Source organism: Paraglaciecola chathamensis S18K6, assembly GCA_000314955.1.
Taxonomy (GTDB): Bacteria; Pseudomonadota; Gammaproteobacteria; order Enterobacterales; family Alteromonadaceae; genus Paraglaciecola; species Paraglaciecola chathamensis.
Map to the genome: position 1 here is coordinate 1 of BAEM01000056.1, position 16,821 is coordinate 16,821.

At 44.7% G+C, this 16,821-nt stretch carries 15 protein-coding genes; 8 read left to right on the top strand and 7 right to left on the bottom strand.

The features are described from left to right. Positions 1–21 precede the first annotated feature (21 nt). Positions 22–561 (bottom strand): DUF924 family protein, encoded by a 540-nt coding sequence (locus GCHA_RS19645; protein WP_007991476.1) that lies wholly within the window; start codon positions 559–561, stop codon positions 22–24. Between the two features lie 138 nt (positions 562–699). Here GCHA_RS19645 and GCHA_RS19650 point away from each other — a divergent pair, with 138 nt between their 5' ends. Continuing rightward, positions 700–1,869: an aspartyl/asparaginyl beta-hydroxylase domain-containing protein gene (locus GCHA_RS19650; RefSeq protein ID WP_007991478.1), complete on the top strand. Its 1,170-nt coding sequence runs from the start codon at positions 700–702 to the stop codon at positions 1,867–1,869. 49 nt (positions 1,870–1,918) lie between these two features. Here GCHA_RS19650 and GCHA_RS19655 read toward each other — a convergent pair whose 3' ends face one another. Further along, positions 1,919–2,101 carry a hypothetical protein gene (locus GCHA_RS19655; protein ID WP_007991480.1) on the bottom strand — a complete coding sequence of 61 codons (183 nt, stop codon included), beginning with the start codon at positions 2,099–2,101 and terminating at the stop codon, positions 1,919–1,921. A 279-nt stretch (positions 2,102–2,380) separates the two neighbouring features. On the opposite strand from GCHA_RS19655, the gene GCHA_RS19660 reads away from it, so the two are divergent. Beyond that, complete coding sequence (locus GCHA_RS19660; RefSeq protein WP_007991482.1) at positions 2,381–2,776, top strand: DUF3718 domain-containing protein; 396 nt, start codon at positions 2,381–2,383, stop codon at positions 2,774–2,776. Between the two features lie 158 nt (positions 2,777–2,934). Here GCHA_RS19660 and GCHA_RS19665 read toward each other — a convergent pair whose 3' ends face one another. The 4 genes from GCHA_RS19665 to GCHA_RS19680 are packed head-to-tail and all read right to left on the bottom strand — an operon-like array spanning position 2,935 to position 6,933. Continuing rightward, entirely contained in the window at positions 2,935–3,909 is a 975-nt protein-coding gene (locus GCHA_RS19665) for an NADPH:quinone oxidoreductase family protein (RefSeq protein ID WP_007991483.1), read from the bottom strand. A 57-nt stretch (positions 3,910–3,966) separates the two neighbouring features. After that, the gene (locus GCHA_RS19670) at positions 3,967–5,001 is read right to left on the bottom strand and encodes a phosphotransferase (RefSeq protein ID WP_007991485.1); all 1,035 of its coding nucleotides are present in this window, start codon (positions 4,999–5,001) and stop codon (positions 3,967–3,969) included. 12 nt (positions 5,002–5,013) lie between these two features. Continuing rightward, positions 5,014–6,240 (bottom strand): acyl-CoA dehydrogenase family protein, encoded by a 1,227-nt coding sequence (locus GCHA_RS19675; RefSeq protein ID WP_007991486.1) that lies wholly within the window; start codon positions 6,238–6,240, stop codon positions 5,014–5,016. Positions 6,241–6,255: 15 nt separating this feature from the next. After that, on the bottom strand, positions 6,256–6,933 hold the full coding sequence (locus GCHA_RS19680; protein ID WP_007991487.1) for a histidine phosphatase family protein: 678 nt from the start codon (positions 6,931–6,933) through the stop codon (positions 6,256–6,258). A 337-nt stretch (positions 6,934–7,270) separates the two neighbouring features. Between GCHA_RS19680 and GCHA_RS19685 the strand changes: the two genes are divergently transcribed. From GCHA_RS19685 to GCHA_RS19705, 5 genes are all read left to right on the top strand, one after another. After that, complete coding sequence (locus GCHA_RS19685) at positions 7,271–9,859, top strand: TonB-dependent receptor (protein WP_007991488.1); 2,589 nt, start codon at positions 7,271–7,273, stop codon at positions 9,857–9,859. 147 nt (positions 9,860–10,006) lie between these two features. After that, positions 10,007–10,711, top strand: coding sequence for a dipeptidase PepE (pepE, locus tag GCHA_RS19690; protein WP_007991489.1), 705 nt, complete (start codon positions 10,007–10,009; stop codon positions 10,709–10,711). A 167-nt stretch (positions 10,712–10,878) separates the two neighbouring features. Continuing rightward, entirely contained in the window at positions 10,879–11,886 is a 1,008-nt protein-coding gene (locus tag GCHA_RS19695; RefSeq protein ID WP_007991491.1) for an LLM class flavin-dependent oxidoreductase, read from the top strand. A 134-nt stretch (positions 11,887–12,020) separates the two neighbouring features. Next, on the top strand, positions 12,021–12,803 hold the full coding sequence (locus tag GCHA_RS19700) for a substrate-binding periplasmic protein (protein WP_007991492.1): 783 nt from the start codon (positions 12,021–12,023) through the stop codon (positions 12,801–12,803). 277 nt (positions 12,804–13,080) lie between these two features. Then, positions 13,081–14,430, top strand: coding sequence for a PQQ-dependent sugar dehydrogenase (locus GCHA_RS19705; protein WP_007991493.1), 1,350 nt, complete (start codon positions 13,081–13,083; stop codon positions 14,428–14,430). 77 nt (positions 14,431–14,507) lie between these two features. Here the strand turns inward: GCHA_RS19705 and GCHA_RS19710 are convergent, their stop codons facing one another. After that, positions 14,508–15,110, bottom strand: coding sequence for a winged helix-turn-helix transcriptional regulator (locus tag GCHA_RS19710; RefSeq protein ID WP_318249028.1), 603 nt, complete (start codon positions 15,108–15,110; stop codon positions 14,508–14,510). Between GCHA_RS19710 and GCHA_RS19715 the strand changes: the two genes are divergently transcribed. Next, positions 15,077–16,732 carry an FAD-binding oxidoreductase gene (locus GCHA_RS19715; RefSeq protein WP_318249023.1) on the top strand — a complete coding sequence of 552 codons (1,656 nt, stop codon included), beginning with the start codon at positions 15,077–15,079 and terminating at the stop codon, positions 16,730–16,732. The two genes, GCHA_RS19710 and GCHA_RS19715, sit on opposite strands and share 34 nt — an antisense overlap. Positions 16,733–16,821 lie beyond the last annotated feature (89 nt).

The following is a 16,821-nucleotide window of genomic DNA, read 5'->3' on the forward strand; positions in this document are numbered from 1 at the left end:
ATTAACGTGGAATGGTATTACTTAAAACCCCGAGTTGGGCTGCGTTAAAAACGCCCTTTCCTCTTCAGTTGAATGACGCTGTAATATGTCATTTCGATGAGGATAGCGTCCAAAGCGCTGAATAATAGCGAGGTGCTTTAACTCAAATTCATACGTATGTTTACTTGCTTTGTTTTCAAATAAAGATTGAGCCTGCTGGTGGATCGCCAAAGATTCGCTGTGCATAAACGGCATATACAAAAAATTGCGTTGCGGCTCACTCAAGTCGTCATCTGCTTTACTGCTAACCGCCTCTTGTGCGAGCGCCAAAGCGAGCGGATCGTGAATAAACGCTTGGGGCGTATCTCGGTAGATATTACGCGAGAACTGGTCGATGACAATTATTTCTGCCAACCGTCCAAGCGATGTGTTTCGCCATTGCCTTAGCTCACAGTTGATCGCCTGTTGGTGAAGCGCCGAAAAGCGCTCTTTTAACATCGCATCAAATTCGTCACTTTTTTGCCACCATTGCGCCGGCGTTATTTCTTCAAACCAAAAAGTAATTATTTGTTGTTCATTCACAATGTGCTCCTTTATGGCAACCAGCAAAGGCCCTGCTTAGGGTTTATTACCGTGAATAAGGGCTCAAACACATGAGCAGAAACTTGTTTTTTATCAGCTAAAAAAGTAGCTTAGCATGATAATAATAAGGAAAGCGTCATGAGCGATACATCTTTTATCCAACCACAATTGCAATCTGCGATTGGCCTACTGCAAAACGGCAAAATGCAACAGGCTAGAAACGCATTCGACACTCTGTGTCACCAAGCTCCTCAATTAACCCAAGCTTGGTTTGGCTTAGCCTACGCTTGTTCGCAATTACAAGACTACCCTGCGTCTATTGCAGCCATTGACAACGTCATTCAGCGAGAGCCTAAAAATGTTAAAGCACTCATTTTTAAAGCTGACCAATTGGTATACAACGACCAAGAGCGCATGGCTCTGGCATTTTACGAAGGGGCATTACAACTTACGGCAAATCAGCAGAACTTGCCGGATGAAATTAAACGAGGTTTAAAAAGAGGGTTAGCACTGCGTGAAAAGTATGATAGTGAATACAGCAGCTACTTGCTCAATGCGCTACAAAAGAAAGGCTATCAACGCGGTAAAGTCAGCCAGCGTTTTGACGAAGCACTGGATATAAGCTTTGGTAAAAAAGAGATATTTTTGCAACAACCCACGCGTTTTTATTTTCCGGGTTTACCCCAACGGGCGTTTTATGAGCGCAGTGAGTTTCCTTGGTTAAATGCGCTAGAAGCAAAAACACCACAGATAAAATCCGAGCTACAAACCATGTTAACCGGAAGTGAGCAATTTTCACCTTATCTTGAGCGTGGCAATAATGAACCGAATTTCGTTCAACATTTGGATATTGTTGATAACTTAAATTGGTCTGCCGCTTATTTTTGGCACTACGGAACGCTAGACGATGCCATTGCTCAACAATGCCCCATCACCAAGCGCGCGTTGGATGAAGTGCCCTTACCTTTTATCAGTGGGCAGACCCCGATAGCGCTTTTTTCAAAACTAAAAGCTGGCATTAAAATACCACCCCACCATGGCTTGTTAAATACACGTTTGATATGTCATTTACCTGTCATTGTCCCAGAAAACTGCGGTGCTCTGCGAGTGGGAAACCAAACCCGTACGTGGCAAGAAGGAAAAGCCCTTATTTTTGATGACAGTGTTGAACATGAAGCTTGGAATAACAGCAATGAAGAACGTGTGGTGTTGCTTTTTGATATATGGCGCCCAGAACTTACTGAAGACGAAAGGCGTTTAATAACTGACATGCTGGTCGCTGTTGAGGAATACTCAGAGCAGCAATAAACAGCGCAAAGGTAAACAACGGCGAAGGTAAAGGTCAAATATGCGCTATTTAGCCTTTACTCGCGTTCGACCTTGAGCGAAAGACCTTACCTATGCCTAACCAGAATGCGGCCTCAAGTAGTATGCCGAGTACGAAAAAGCCCACGACTCCCGTCATGCTGCCCGCTGAATAACAGACTAATGCCGCAAAAATAACGGCCAATGATAGTAACACCCTATAAAGTGTATTCATGTTTATCTCCTTTACCTTTTTCCTTAATCCTTAGCCCCTATCCCTTTGAGCTATCGCCCATAGACAAAGCTGGAACATTTTTAAGAGTAAAGCACTATGTCTTTGTGAGAGCCAGTCTCGAACTGCAACAAAGTATTGCATACAAAAGCTTAAAGCTAATCATACGTATAGAGCCTTATACCTTAGTATCGACATGTAGATTTTTTAATCAGCTTAAATGACGTTTAATTACCTCAACGAAACGAGATTAAACCAATAATAAAAACCGAGGAATTGACCATGTTGAAAATAGTTAAAACTTCTATCGCCATCGCCGCTACTTCTATTGTTTTTGCTGCTCCTGCTCAAGCGGACGTAGCTGAAGCATTACAAAATATTTGCACCATCGTAAAAGCAGATGACAAGAGTGAACTGCGTAAAAAAATGAAACGCGTTCAGTCTGATTACCGTCTTAAATTGCAAGACTATTACACAGGGATCACCTGTGGTGGCAATAGCCTTATTCGTACCGCAATGCTCAACGATGCAGTTGAAACAGGTACATTAATGGTGAAAAAGATGCCAAAAAGTGATTTGAGCGCACCTGAGAAAGACGGAAAAACCGTTGTCGCTTGGGCCTCAGAAAATGGTTTAACCTCTTCTCCCATCGTTGCCGTATTGAACGACCGCATTTAAGTACATAGAGACTTTCGCGTGTTGGCAGCCACCGTTTATCTACCGTTTTTGAACTGACGCAAGGAATAAAACAAAGCTAAATTTGGCTGTTGAACACGCACCAAACAACAAAGGGCCTCAAATGAGGCCCTTTTTTTTGCTAACAAATAAAGAAAACACTAAGGATTAAGTGACATTTTACCTTTGACTTCTCGCCCCATCACTTTATTTAGCGCATCTTTGGCTTGGGCTAAAGGCAATGCTTGGTCCACCACTACTTTTACTTTTCCTTGCACGTACCAGGTCAATAGCTCTTTCATATTTTGGGCAAAGTCTTGGGGTTGATGTTGAGTGAACGAGCCCCAAAATACACCGACTACGGAATAACCTTTGACTAATGACAAGTTAACGGGAAACTCTGGAATGGTGCCACCAGCAAAACCGACCACCAGTAAGCGGCCATTCCACGCCATACTGCGTGAGCAAGCATGAAAGGTGTCACCGCCAACGCACTCGTAAACCACGTCAACGCCTTTACCATTGGTTGCTTCTTTTATGGCGGTTTTTAAATCTACTTCGCTGTAATTAATTAAAATATCAGCCCCATTGTCTTTTGCCATATCCAGTTTTTCTTGAGTAGAGCAAACGGCTATCACTTTTGCGCCCATTTGCTTACCAATTTGCACTGCAGCAAGCCCAGTGCCACCCGCAGCGCCTGTCACGAGTAGTGTTTCGCCAGGCTGTATATTCGCACGCTGTTTAAGGCCATGATGCGCGGTGGCATGTGCAGTCACTAAGCCAGCTGCTTCATCAAAAGAGATTTCATCAGGCAGCGGCATCACGTGGGTTGCCGCGCAAGATACTTTTTCGGCATAGCCACCAAGCATACACAAAGCAATAACCCGTTGCCCTACCTTAAGGTGGGGAACCCCTTCACCAATTTCGCTGATCACACCAGCGACTTCGTTGCCGGGAATAAAGGGTACTTCAGGCTTCATCTGATAGAGGCCCTGTACGATCAGCCCATCCGGAAAGTTGACGCCGCAGGCTTTAATCTCAACCACAACTTGGCCCTTGCCTGCTTGTGGGTCAGGTACGTCTTTGTATTCTAACTCTTCTACAGGACCAAAAGCGTTACATACGATAGCTTTCATGTTTGACTCCATTAGTTGTCAAAACGCCGCTTAGAGGGCGGCGAATTTATAAGTTGTTTATTGAATGAGCTTTAACGCGTATTGCGCTAAGGGTTGTACCAATTTACCGACTTGTAATGCTTCTTTGTTCGATGCATTACCATCAACAGCACGTTTGGCAACGCCTTGAGCGATGGCGCCGAGCCTGAAAAAACTAAACGCGAGGTAAAAGCTCCAATTTTCGATTTGCTCAATGCCGACCAGTTCGCAATATTGGGCTACGTACTCTTCTTCACTTGGAATACCAAGCTCTGCTCGGTCTACGTCGCCTAACCCAGTCGCTTTACCCACGTTGTCCGGCAGGCGCAGCTGCATGCATTGGTATGCTAAGTCAGCATATGGATGTCCCAAGGTCGATAGTTCCCAATCGAGCACCGCAATGATGTCGGTAGAATCTTTAGCGAACATTAAATTGTCCATTCGATAATCACCGTGCACCAAGGACACTTTGCCATCATCCGCAGGAATATTGGCCTCTAACCAAGCGATGAGGGTATCCATTTCAGGGATAACCTGAATCTCTGACAAGCGGTACTGCTTGGTCCAGCGACTAATTTGACGCTCAAAATAGTTGCCGGGTCTGCCGTAATCCCCTAAGCCGACCTCGTCTACGTTCACGCAGTGCATGGTGGCCATCACCTTAACCATGTTTTGATACATAGTACGCCGCGTTTGCGTATCGTTCACGTCAGGTAAAGAGCTGTCCCAATACACGTTGCCGTCCATAAACTCCATGACATAAAACATGCTACCGATAACATCGGTATCTTCACAAAGGTGATAAACCTTAGCCACGGGTACATCTGTGTTTTCAAGCGCTTTAATAACACGATACTCGCGGTCTACCGCATGGGCTGACTTCAGCAATTTACCCGGCGGCTGACGACGCAACACATAAGTTGTGTTCGCGGTTTGTAGTTTGAAGGTAGGATTAGACTGCCCACCAGCAAACTTTGTAGCAGTCACAGGACCACTAAAACCGGGAATATGCTCAGCTAAATAAGTGGCTAGACGTGCTTCGTCTAATTGCTCTACACCGCTTTGCTTACTCATTGCTCACTCCATTTATGCATTGTGATCTTTAATTAGATTACGCCCTAGTTGCATCATATGCACTTGATCTGGGCCGTCAGCCAAACGGATGGTACGTGCGTAGGCGTAGCTTGCGGCCAAGCTAAAGTCTTGACTTGTACCCGCTGCACCATGCATTTGAATCGCTTGGTCAATAACGTTGCACGCCATAGTAGGTGCAACAATTTTAATTGCTGCAATAATGTCTCGGGCCACCTTGTTGCCGTATCTGTCCATCTTGTCAGCTGCTTTTAATGTTAACAAACGAGCTTGCTCAATCTCGCAGTGCATTTTCGCAATGCTTTCACGCACCGATTGTTGCTTACTTAATGGTTGACCAAATGCAACGCGAGATTCTACCCGTTCACACGCCAAATCTAGGGCGCGCTGTGCACAGCCAATCAGGCGCATACAATGATGAATTCGCCCTGGCCCTAAACGCCCCTGAGCAATTTCAAAGCCCTTGCCCTCTCCTACCAACAAACTTGAGGCAGGAACGCGCACATCTTCAAATAACACTTCAGCATGGCCTATTGGCTCATCATAAAAACCCATGCCACTTAATGGGCGCACAACCGTAACGCCTTTGGTATCAATAGGAACAAGGATTTGTGATTGTTGTTCGTGGCGGGCTGCCGTAGGGTCTGTTTTACCCATGACTACCAAAATTTTACAATCTTCATTCATGGCGCCACTGGTGTACCATTTACGGCCGTTAATCACGTATTCATCACCGTCTCGGGTGATAGACGTTTCGATATTCGTCGCATCTGATGAAGCAACTGCAGGCTCTGTCATGGCAAAACCTGAACGAATTTTTCCTTCTAGCAAGGGCTCTAGCCATTTTTTCTTGTCGGCTTGTGACCCATAACGAGCAAGCACTTCCATGTTGCCGGTATCTGGCGCACTACAGTTAAATACTTCTGAGCTGAACATGACTCGGCCCATGATTTCACACAAAGGGGCGTATTCAAGGTTGTTTAAGCCGGCGCCATATGGCAAATACTCTTCAGGAAGGAAAAGATTCCATAAACCTGCAGCTTTGGCTTTTTCTTTTAGCTCTTCAATTAGCGGCAGGTTTTTCCAGCGTGTTTCTGGGTTGGTTGACGCGGCTTCAACATCGGCGAGATATTGTTTCTCATTTGGGTAAATGTGCTCGTCCATAAACGCTTCTAAACGGGCGATAAGATCTTTGGTTTTTTCTGAATAATCGAAGTTCATAGTATTTTATTCCATTTAACTAAACGTGACGGCACCCACACGCTCGGGGATATCGAGATGAGGTACATTATTGAAACTACTTAACCGCACCGTATCGCGGTTAAAGAAAAACTGACTGTAACTGGCATTACGTACTTGCATATTGAGCTCAATAACATGCTTTGCTTCAAGCTCAAGCACGAGACTCATTAGCATAGAAATAGCGCCGCCAGAACTGACGAGAAGAATAGGTTTTTTGTGATTCTGCTGGCGCATGGCATTTAACACGTCAAGCACACGTTGGCGAAACTCGGTCCAGGTTTCATTCAACATGCTCGGTTCAAGCTGTTCACTTGACCATGCCCCCATGGCTTTTTTAAGCAAGCGGTAAAACTCGGCTGGTGGCGCCCCCTTTTGCACCACGTCGTTTGGGTGCTGAGCTAAATAGGCTGCCGCAATATTCTGAAAGTCGAACTCATTTAAGCCTGTGTGCGTCACGCTTGAAATATCTGTGTTTAACCCCTCACAGATCCCCGCAGCTGTTTCTTGGTGGCGCACCATTTGACCTAACCACAGTTGACCAAACGTCATGTTTCGTTGGGCGAAATACTCGCCTAACCAAACAGACTGCTGATGACCTAACTCGCTGAGTTTGTCGTAATTTTCCGCGCCGAACGACGCTTGACCGTGTCGAACAATATAAAACTCTGACATTGCACCACCTCAATTTGAAACTGAAATGATAGTAGTGACAAAGCTATTATTAGTTTAATTGATTCTTTTAATGGTTTTGTATTGATCTACTTTATGCCTAGCCACGAAAGCAGCACTGATAAGGCGCTCAAGGCAACTGGTTGATATTTTGGATTAAAAAACCAGCATTAACATTTAACTAACGTATTATTTACTTTAGTTCAAAAAACTTGCACTCTTATGCTCATCCGACTAGTTGCTGCACTGGCAATGTGTGGGATATCGTCATTCCTCAACGCACAAAACTCAAATAACAAGGCGTGAGGATCAAGAGCTAACACATTGAGAGAAGTATAAAATGCCAATTTTACCGAATCGCTTAAAACGTACTCCCATCGCCTCTGTTATCGGTTTAGCACTTGCGCTAAACAGTGGTTTAACTGCAGCCCAAGAAGCCACCCCCGATGATAAAGGACTCGAAACGATAACCGTCACAGCGCAAAAGCGTGCACAAAATCTACAAGAAGTACCAGTGGCCGTCACCGCCTTTACGGGTGAAGCTATGGCTGAAGCAGTCATCAAAGATGTATACGATCTGCAAACCAATGTGCCTGGCTTAGGAGCCTTTCAAAGCCAAAGTGCCACGAATTCTAGTTTCTCCATCCGTGGTGTAGGTACTTCGTCACAAAACTTCGGTTTAGAATCGTCAGTGGGTTTATATGTAGACGGTGTTTATCGTGCTCGTCAAAACTCCATGATCAATAACTTGGTGGATATAGCCGCAGTTGAAGTTTTGCGCGGCCCTCAAGGCACACTATTTGGAAAGAACACCCCTTCAGGAGCAATTTTATTGTCTACGGTTGCTCCGAGTCATGGTGGCGGAGATGGGTTTGTTGAAGCAACTGTAGGTAATTATGGTTTAGTTAACCTATCAGGTGCGATGTCAATCTCTGCTATTGATGACGTGTTAGCGTTTCGGGTTACTGGATTTTCAAGTAACCGCGACGGCACAATTAGCGATGTTAACTTCGGTGAAGACGTACTAAATGATCGCGATAGATTTGGTGGTCGCATACAGGCACTTTATACCCCAAGTGAAGATATTTCCGTTCGAGTTATCGCTGATTACGCAGAAATTGACGAAATTTGCTGCGGCGCTCCCGTACAATTAAGTAACTTTCAGGCCAACGAAATCCCTGGAAAGTTTGGTACAGATGCCATTCTACCGACATTAGGTGGCACTGTGTTTGAAGGCGGTAATGCGTTTTATGACAGAGAAGTCGCTGTGTCATTCTTGCCTGTTGCCACAATGAAAGATCGCGGTATTTCAGCCGAGTTAGATTGGGAATTAGACGAGAACTATACCTTTGTGTCTATTTCTGCTTTTCGTTCATTTGATTCCTACGACAACATCGATAGTGACTTCACTGATGCAGACTTATTTGGCACCAGCAATGATTCAGAGCAAAGCTCGTTTTCCCAAGAATTTCGTTTAGATTACACCAGCGACGATTTAAACTTCATTTTGGGTGCTTATTATTTCACTCAAGACTTAGATTTGGACTACAGCCTATACACAGACAGCATCTTTGAAGGATTCGCCCTTGGTGTGCTTGGTCAAACAGTGGATGGCTTAACAGGTGCTGCAGGATCGTTTGATGGATTACTGGCAGGAATAGATGGTTTAGCTAGCGCCGGCCTTATCGCACCCCGCGCAGCTGCGGCACCTGCGGGTACAGGTTTTGACCATGTGGCTGAACAAGAACACAAAAGTTATGCGGTGTTCGGCCAGTTTGATTATAAGTTAAATGACCAATTCACCCTTACCGCCGGTTTGCGTTTTACCAAAGAAGAAAAAGACTTATTGACGGTATTTACTGAAGTCGGGCCTGGCATCAATGGTTTAGCGGGCAATACACCCGTTGATTTAGTGTCAGCATTAACTGTGGCAGGCGGTATTGCTGCTGGGGCAATTGATTTGACTACAGCAGAAGGACAAGCGGCATTAGGTGCGTTTCAAGGGTTCTCAGAGACAGGCTGGGCATTCCCCTTATTAGGTGATACCACGCGTCCACGGAGCAATATTCAAGAGAGTTTAAGCGATGACCAAATCAGTGGTACGCTAAAACTTAGCTATCAACCAGATACAGACACCTTGCTTTATGCATCATACGGCAATGGCTACAAATCAGGTGGTACTAACACGGATCGCATCGCCGCCACCTTTAATCCAATATTCGACGCTGAGACTTCTCAGTCTTTCGAGTTAGGTATTAAAAAGGACTTCCGCGAACATGACTTACGGGTGAATGCCGCTGCCCACTACACAACAGTGGATGACTTCCAAGCAAACACCTTTACCGGAAATGGCTTTAATTTACAAAACGCCGGTGACTATGAAATATCAGGTATGGAATTAGAAGCCACTTGGTTACCCATGGACACAGTAGAAGTGCACTTTGGTTATGCTCTAGTTAAAGCAGAGTATAAAACCTTTGAAGCGGGAAACTGCTGGACAGCATACACTTGGCATACAGGGATAGACGATCCAGGTCGAGTAAATCCTACAGATGGATTCTGTGACCGCTCTGGTGATCGTCCAGGTGGCGAACCTGAGAACTATGCAGTGTTGAGTGTCAAAAAGGACTTCGATATTGGCGATAGCATCTACGCCTACATTCAAGGTGAATACAGCTACACGGGCGACATTATCTTAGATGGCAGTAACGACCCATACGCTGTGCAAGACTCTTATAACATTATGAATTTACGCTTGTTTATGAACTTCACTGACTACGACATGGATGTAATTTTGTGGGGTCGAAATGTGTTAGACGAAGAGTACATCAACCGTACTAACTTCAACACGCCGTTACAAGAAGGTAAATTAAATGCCTATATGGCAGAGCCCGCTACTTATGGGATCACGGTGAAAAAACGCTTCTAGTCAGCGACTAAGTAGAGCGCAGAAGCTTGACCAAACCGGCGCATTGAGTAAATACACTAGTTGCTCAATATGCCGGTTTTTTATTGTCTGAAATTTGAATATTGAATTGATATCATTGGCTTTTAATCAGCATCTTAAGGAACTCCATTGAATTTATTGATGTTAAGCAGCTCGCGCGCAGGGGACGAAGCTTATTTAGCCCATGCTAAAGATATGATTGCGTCTCATTTAACTGGGTGCCAACGCATTGTGTTTATCCCGTATGCTGGGGTGACCATTGATTGGCCTAGTTATACCGAAAAGGTGCAAAGCGCCCTCCCCGAGTTCAATATTGTAGGGATTGAATCATTTGACGATCCCAAATTAGCAATCGAACAAGCAGACGCCGTTATGGTCGGTGGTGGCAACACCTTTCATTTACTGCATCAGCTGTATTCAAATGACCTTATTCATCCTATACAAGAACGTGTGGAACAAGGATTGCCCTATGTTGGCTGGAGCGCAGGTTCTAATATTTGTGGCACGTCGATTTGCACTACCAATGACATGCCGATTATTTATCCACCATCGTTTGATGCTTTGGCATTCGTGCCGTTTCAATTAAACCCACATTACAGTGATTATCAGCCGCCTGGGCATAATGGTGAAACCCGTGCCCAGCGGATTGAAGAATTTTGTGTACTAAACCCTAGTGTACCGGTAATAGGGATTAAAGAGGGCACCGCCCTAGTGCGAAAAAACGATACGCTGACGCTTCAAGGTCAGCTCGCCGGTGTTGTATTCAAAGGGCGTCAGCAGAACATTATTCAAACAGGAGAGGATTTGACTGAATATTTAAGGCCCTATCCTTAATAACTTCCTAGTCTGGATACGCTAGCGCTAAACTGCGCTGATTGCGTGAAACGTATGAGCTAGTGGTATAACCCCCAGTAAATAGTGACAATTTATGACGGGTGCTTGTTTTCATTTCAATGCACCCCCACCTGTTTTTCATGCGTCGCATTCAAGGACAATACAAAATGACACCCACAACGCCATTTTCCATTTTAGATTTAGCCCCGATAGCACAAGGGCAATCTATTTCTCAAACATTAGAAAACAGTCGACAGATGGCGGTTCAGGCTGAACAGCTCGGATACCAGCGTATTTGGCTTGCCGAACATCACGGAATGCGCGGCGTCGGTAGTTCAGCGACGTCAGTGGTTTTAGGGCACATTGGTGCAGCAACAAATAAGATACGCATAGGCTCAGGTGGTGTGATGTTACCTAATCACTCGCCACTTATTATTGCCGAACAATTCGGCACCCTCGCCGCGCTTTTTCCAAACAGAGTTGATCTAGGGTTAGGCCGCGCGCCAGGAACTGATATGGCAACAGCAAAAGCGTTAAGGCGTAACATGCAAGCCAGCGTAGAAGATTACCCTAACGATATTCGCGCCTTACAAAGCTATTTGGGTACCCCAACGCCTGAACAGAAAATTCTCGCTATCCCCGGCAGTGATAGTCACGTTCCATTGTGGCTACTTGGTTCAAGCTTATACAGTGCACAACTTGCAGCACAATTCGGTTTGCCTTATTCGTTTGCCTCACATTTTGCGCCTGACGCTTTGTTCGACGCGTTGAATATTTATCGCAGTCAGTTTCAACCTTCCGCACAACTAGAACAGCCTTATACCATGGCTGGGGTGATGGCCGTGATTGCAGATACTGATGAAGAAGCACAATACTTGTATACCTCACTACAACAACAATTTGCCAATTTGCGTAGAGGAGCCAATAAACCATTCGCACGGCCAGTAGATGATATTCATACTGTTTGCAGCCCTGCAGAGTTGTCGATGATTGCTCACACCTTACAATACGCCATTGTTGGCTCAGCCGAGACAGCGCATAAACAACTCACTACATTCATTGAAAACACTCAAGCAGATGAAGTTATTTTTTCATTTCCGATACATGATCAAAACGCCCGTTTGCACAGCATGCGATTACTAGCAAACAGCCCTAACATGCAAAGCCAAGTCTGAAACGCGTGTTTTATTATCCCAATTAAATTAATCTAAATTGACGTAATGCAGATATAATAGATTGATGAAAACGTTTTTAAGCGTACGCCAATAATAGCGCGTGTTTGCATTAATAACCTAACCGAGAGACAAATATGAACATAGCCCGCCCATTGATACAGTTAGTGTCATGGGCAATATTGGTATCCAGTGTGTTTTTGGTAAAAGCACTGGCCAATGACTCAACTCAAAACCTTTCCATAGCAGTTGGTTGGAGCAAGCCCCCCTATGTAATCGCTTTAAACGACACAGGTTATGAAGTTGAGTTAGCTCGACAGGTTTTTAAACGTATGGGATATTCAATCACGCCTGTGTACGTGCCCTATGGGCGAACACTGAGTATGCTTAAAAGTGCTAAAGTCGATGCTGCTTTAACCTTAAGTGAAAATACCGCTACACAGACCATTCATTTAACCGATAGTTATATTCAATATCAGAATGTGGCAATCAGTTTACAATCCTCAAATTTTAAAATTAAGCGCCCAAACGATTTGGCCAAACACTCGGTTGCGTCCTTTCAAACGGCCACGAAAATTCTGGGCAAAGCATATGCAGACGCGATAAAACAAGTGCCTTTATACGTGGAATTGCCTGATCAACGTAGGCAAGTGGGCATGCTACTAAATGGCAGCATTTCGGTGCTGGTAATGGACGTAAATATTTTCAACCACCTTCACTCTGCGCTCGAACCGATTGAAAGTAGGCAGTTGGTTAGCATTCACAATATATTCCCTCCTTCTCATTACCATGTAGGTTTTTTAAATTCTGAACTAAAAGAGCAATTCAATCGCGCATTAAACGATTTTCAAGCATCTCAAGCGTACGAAATATTAGTCAAAAAATACCATATTTTTCAAGAAGCGTTATCCACGCACTAAATTGAAACGCTAGTTTAACTCTTCAACCAATCGGTAAATATTTCTCACTGTAAGTAAAATATTCTTGGTTGCAAACAGCAACACTGAAACGTTTATCTCAATTTCACAATGCGCCCCTCACATCAATGTATTCTTACAGCACAGCTTCCCTCTTCGAAACGGCAAATAACTTGCTTAAACAAAGTCATCAACCGTGACAATCAAAATCGTTAAAAAGTGGACGCCAGCTAAAAAGCGGGTCTTTGCGCTTTTTTTACGTTTTACACAAGGAGCTCCCATGACAAAAATTCGTCCAATACACTGTGCTTTTATAGCCCTTTCTTCAATAGGTATAAGCGCTTGCTCAGAACATTCTGAAGTAGACCCGGCAAAAACTTTTGGCGCCGATCCTTTACTTGTTGAACCAGATGAGGAGCTTATCCCGAATGTGAATATTGCCGACGCGGTGGGATGGTCAGAGGGAGGAAAACCCACCACGCCACTAAATTCTATGCAAGTGAACCGCTTTGCTACCAATTTGCAGCACCCAAGATGGCTTTATACCTTGCCTAATGGCGACGTATTAGTGGCTGAAAGTAACGCACCGAAGAATGAAGGTAGTGACGGGGGCATAAAACAGTGGGTGACTGAAAAGGTTAAATCACAAGCAGGCGCAGAAACGCCCAGCGCTGATCGCATTACACTATTAAGAGACGCAGACAAAGACGGTGTGGCCGAGACTAAAACAACATTCTTATCGGGTCTTCATTCTCCTTTTGGCATGACGCTCGTGGGGAGCACCCTATATGTTGCAAATACGGACGCAATAGTCAGCTTTCCTTACCAGCAAGGTCAAACAGAAATTTCCGCTAAGGGCACTGAGTTAGTTAAATTGCCCGGGGGGAAAATCAATCATCACTGGACCAAGAACCTCATTGCCAACCAAGATGGTAGCAAACTGTACGCGTCTATCGGCTCAAATAGCAACATTGCTGAAAACGGATTTGATGCTGAAGTCGGCCGTGCTGCGATTTGGGAAATCGACATAGCAACAGGTGATCATCGCGTGTTTGCCTCGGGGTTGCGAAACCCAGTAGGAATGACATGGGTAAACAACACCTTGTGGACAGCGGTTAATGAGCGCGACCAACTAGGCAATGACTTAGTGCCTGATTACATGACATCAGTGCAAGACAATGGCTTTTATGGTTGGCCATATAGTTACTACGGTCAAAATATTGATACTCGCGTAGAGCAGCGCGAACCAGAGTTAGTAAAAAAAGCCATTAAACCAGACTATGCTCTTGGTGCTCATACGGCGTCGTTAGGTTTAATGTACACCAAAGGCGCTCATGCGTTATCTGGCATAAACGAAGGTATGTTTATCGGTCAACACGGTTCATGGAACCGTGAACCTAAAGCGGGTTACAAAGTTATTTTCGTCCCTTTTAGCAACCAAAAGCCAGCAGGCGACCCCATGGATATCTTAACTGGGTTTTTAAACGATAAAGACGAAGCACAAGGACGCCCTGTAGGAGTTGAACTAGATCAAAGCGGCAATTTACTGGTGGCAGATGATGTAGGGAATATTATCTGGCGCGTCTCCCCCAGTGATAGCAATGTTACCCACAATGTGAACCCAGAATAACGATGTAACCTGTTGTACTTACTCAGCAACGAGTAAGTGCTTTTCACGTTTTTTGATATGCGCAAGAGTGCTACAACCTAGGCAATTTCGGTGTATTTCTTAGGCCCTTTGAATTTTAGCCTATGGTCTTCCACCGCAGCGTTAAAGTCTTCCCACCCCATCCAAATTTTTGTTAGCTCACGAGCAGACACTTCAATGTGTACATCTGGTTTAAACCCTCTATCTACATAACATAAATCAACTTGCCCATGTTCGAAAATCAACCAGTACTCACTTTTATTTTCAGGCATGTCAGTCAACAAGAAGTGCGCAATAAAAAGGTTAGGCAAATCTTCATGTATTCTCACGTTGCGCCGAATGTCCCACATCAAAAAACTGCCATCAATATTTTCCAGTGACGGCTCTGTTTCTAACCACTCCTGCCCCCAACTCGCCATCGAAAAAACAACTGATTCAAGGGCTTTACCCGGTTTAGTCAACACATAATCAACTTGTCCTGTTCCCTGCTTTTCGAGGCGTGTTATCAAACCGATATTGACCAGTTCCTTTAAGCGGTTTGACAGGAGGGTGCGCGACATCCGAGGCACACCTCGGCTTATATCGTTAAAGTTTGTGGAGCCAAACAGTAATTCTCTAAAGATCAATAATGTCCACTTATTACATAGAAAAGCGGCAGACATTGCTAGCGGACAATACTGCCCATAAGGGGTGGTATTCACGGTGGTATTCCTCAGTGAAAGGTCAATTTAGCATACGCCCTAAACGTATATTTAGCACCTTAGCCAGTAAACAACTTGTACCACCTAGTGCAAAACGTTCACTAGACAGCATTTATGGCTCTGCCTACCCTTGGCTAGAAATCAACCAAAGGAGTGACGATATGAATATTCATATTATGGGCCTTAATGGCCAGAAGAAGGATATAAATAAGCAACAGTTTGAACAATACACGATCTCTATTCGCGGAGATGTGTTGCTGCCTGAGACTGCTGGTTACGCTGAGGCTCGTACAATATGGAATGGCATGATAGACATCAGCCCCGCTGTTATTGTGCGATGCAGTGGAGCTGCCGATGTGGTAACCACGATACAATTCGCTCGAAAATATGAATTGTTAATATCACTGAAAGGCGGAGGCCACAATATTGCGGGCAGTGCGTTATGTAATGGTGGCATAACGTTAGATTTAAGCAGTATGAAAGGTATATCTGTTGACCCTTCGGCGCGTATTGCAAGGGTGCAATGCGGTGTGTGTTTAGGGGATATTGATCACGAAACGCAACGCTTCGGGCTGGCTGTTCCAACTGGTATTAACTCAACTACAGGAATTGCAGGCTTAGCGCTGGGGGGTGGATATGGCTGGTTAAGTCGTGCTTTTGGGCATACCGTTGATAATATTATTAGCGCAGATTTAGTTGATGCTCAGGGCGAGTTTTTACATGTATCAGAGCAGGAAAATAGCGAATTATTTTGGGCTATACGTGGCGGCAGTGGCAATTTTGGCGTGGTAACACAATTTGAGTTTAAGTTGCACCCAGTCGGGCCGACAGTATTTGGAGGCCCAGTAGTATTTCCTCTATCTCAAGCGAAATCAATATTACGTAAGTACCGCGAGCTTGCTAAATCAATGCCCGATAAAGCAAGCTGCTGGCCTGTCATGCGCAAAGCTCCCCCCTTTCCCTTTCTTCCTCCTGAGCATCAAGTTAAGCCCGTTATTATTCTACCAATGATATACGTGGGAGATACAGCAAAAGGTGAAGAAGTATTAGCCCCACTGCGCACAATCGCAGAGCCGTTAGCTGATGCGGTCGGTCCCTTACCTTATGCCTCATGGCAAGCTGCATTTGACCCACTACTAGCGCCTGGGGCTCGAAATTATTGGAAATCAAGCGATTTTACCGAAATGACTGACGAGCTTATCGATACATTAGTTTGTGCTGCTGAGCAGTTACCATCGGATGAATGTGAAATTTTTACTGCTCAGTTAGGCGGCGCTGCATCTCGAGTAGCACCTGATGCTATGGCCTTTCCACATCGTTCAACAGCGTACACGGTAAATATTCATGGACGCTGGCAAACCGCTGAAATAGATGAAGCAGGTAAAGGTTGGGTAAAAGGACTGTTTGCTCAACTAGAGACGTTCTCGACTGGCAGCGTATACGTTAATTTTGTGCCTGAATATGACGAAGAGCGCTCGATTGGTCCCTATGGTGCGAACAGGCCGAAATTAGAAGACATTAAAAGTCGTGTCGATAAACTAAACTCGTTTCGCAGTAACATTAATATTTTACCTAAAGGCTAAATCAGTAGAATCAAAATTATTATTCGCTTTGTATGTACCTCAAAATGGGTGTGCAAAGCGCTTTTCTTTAGTTTAAGCAATAAAACGCA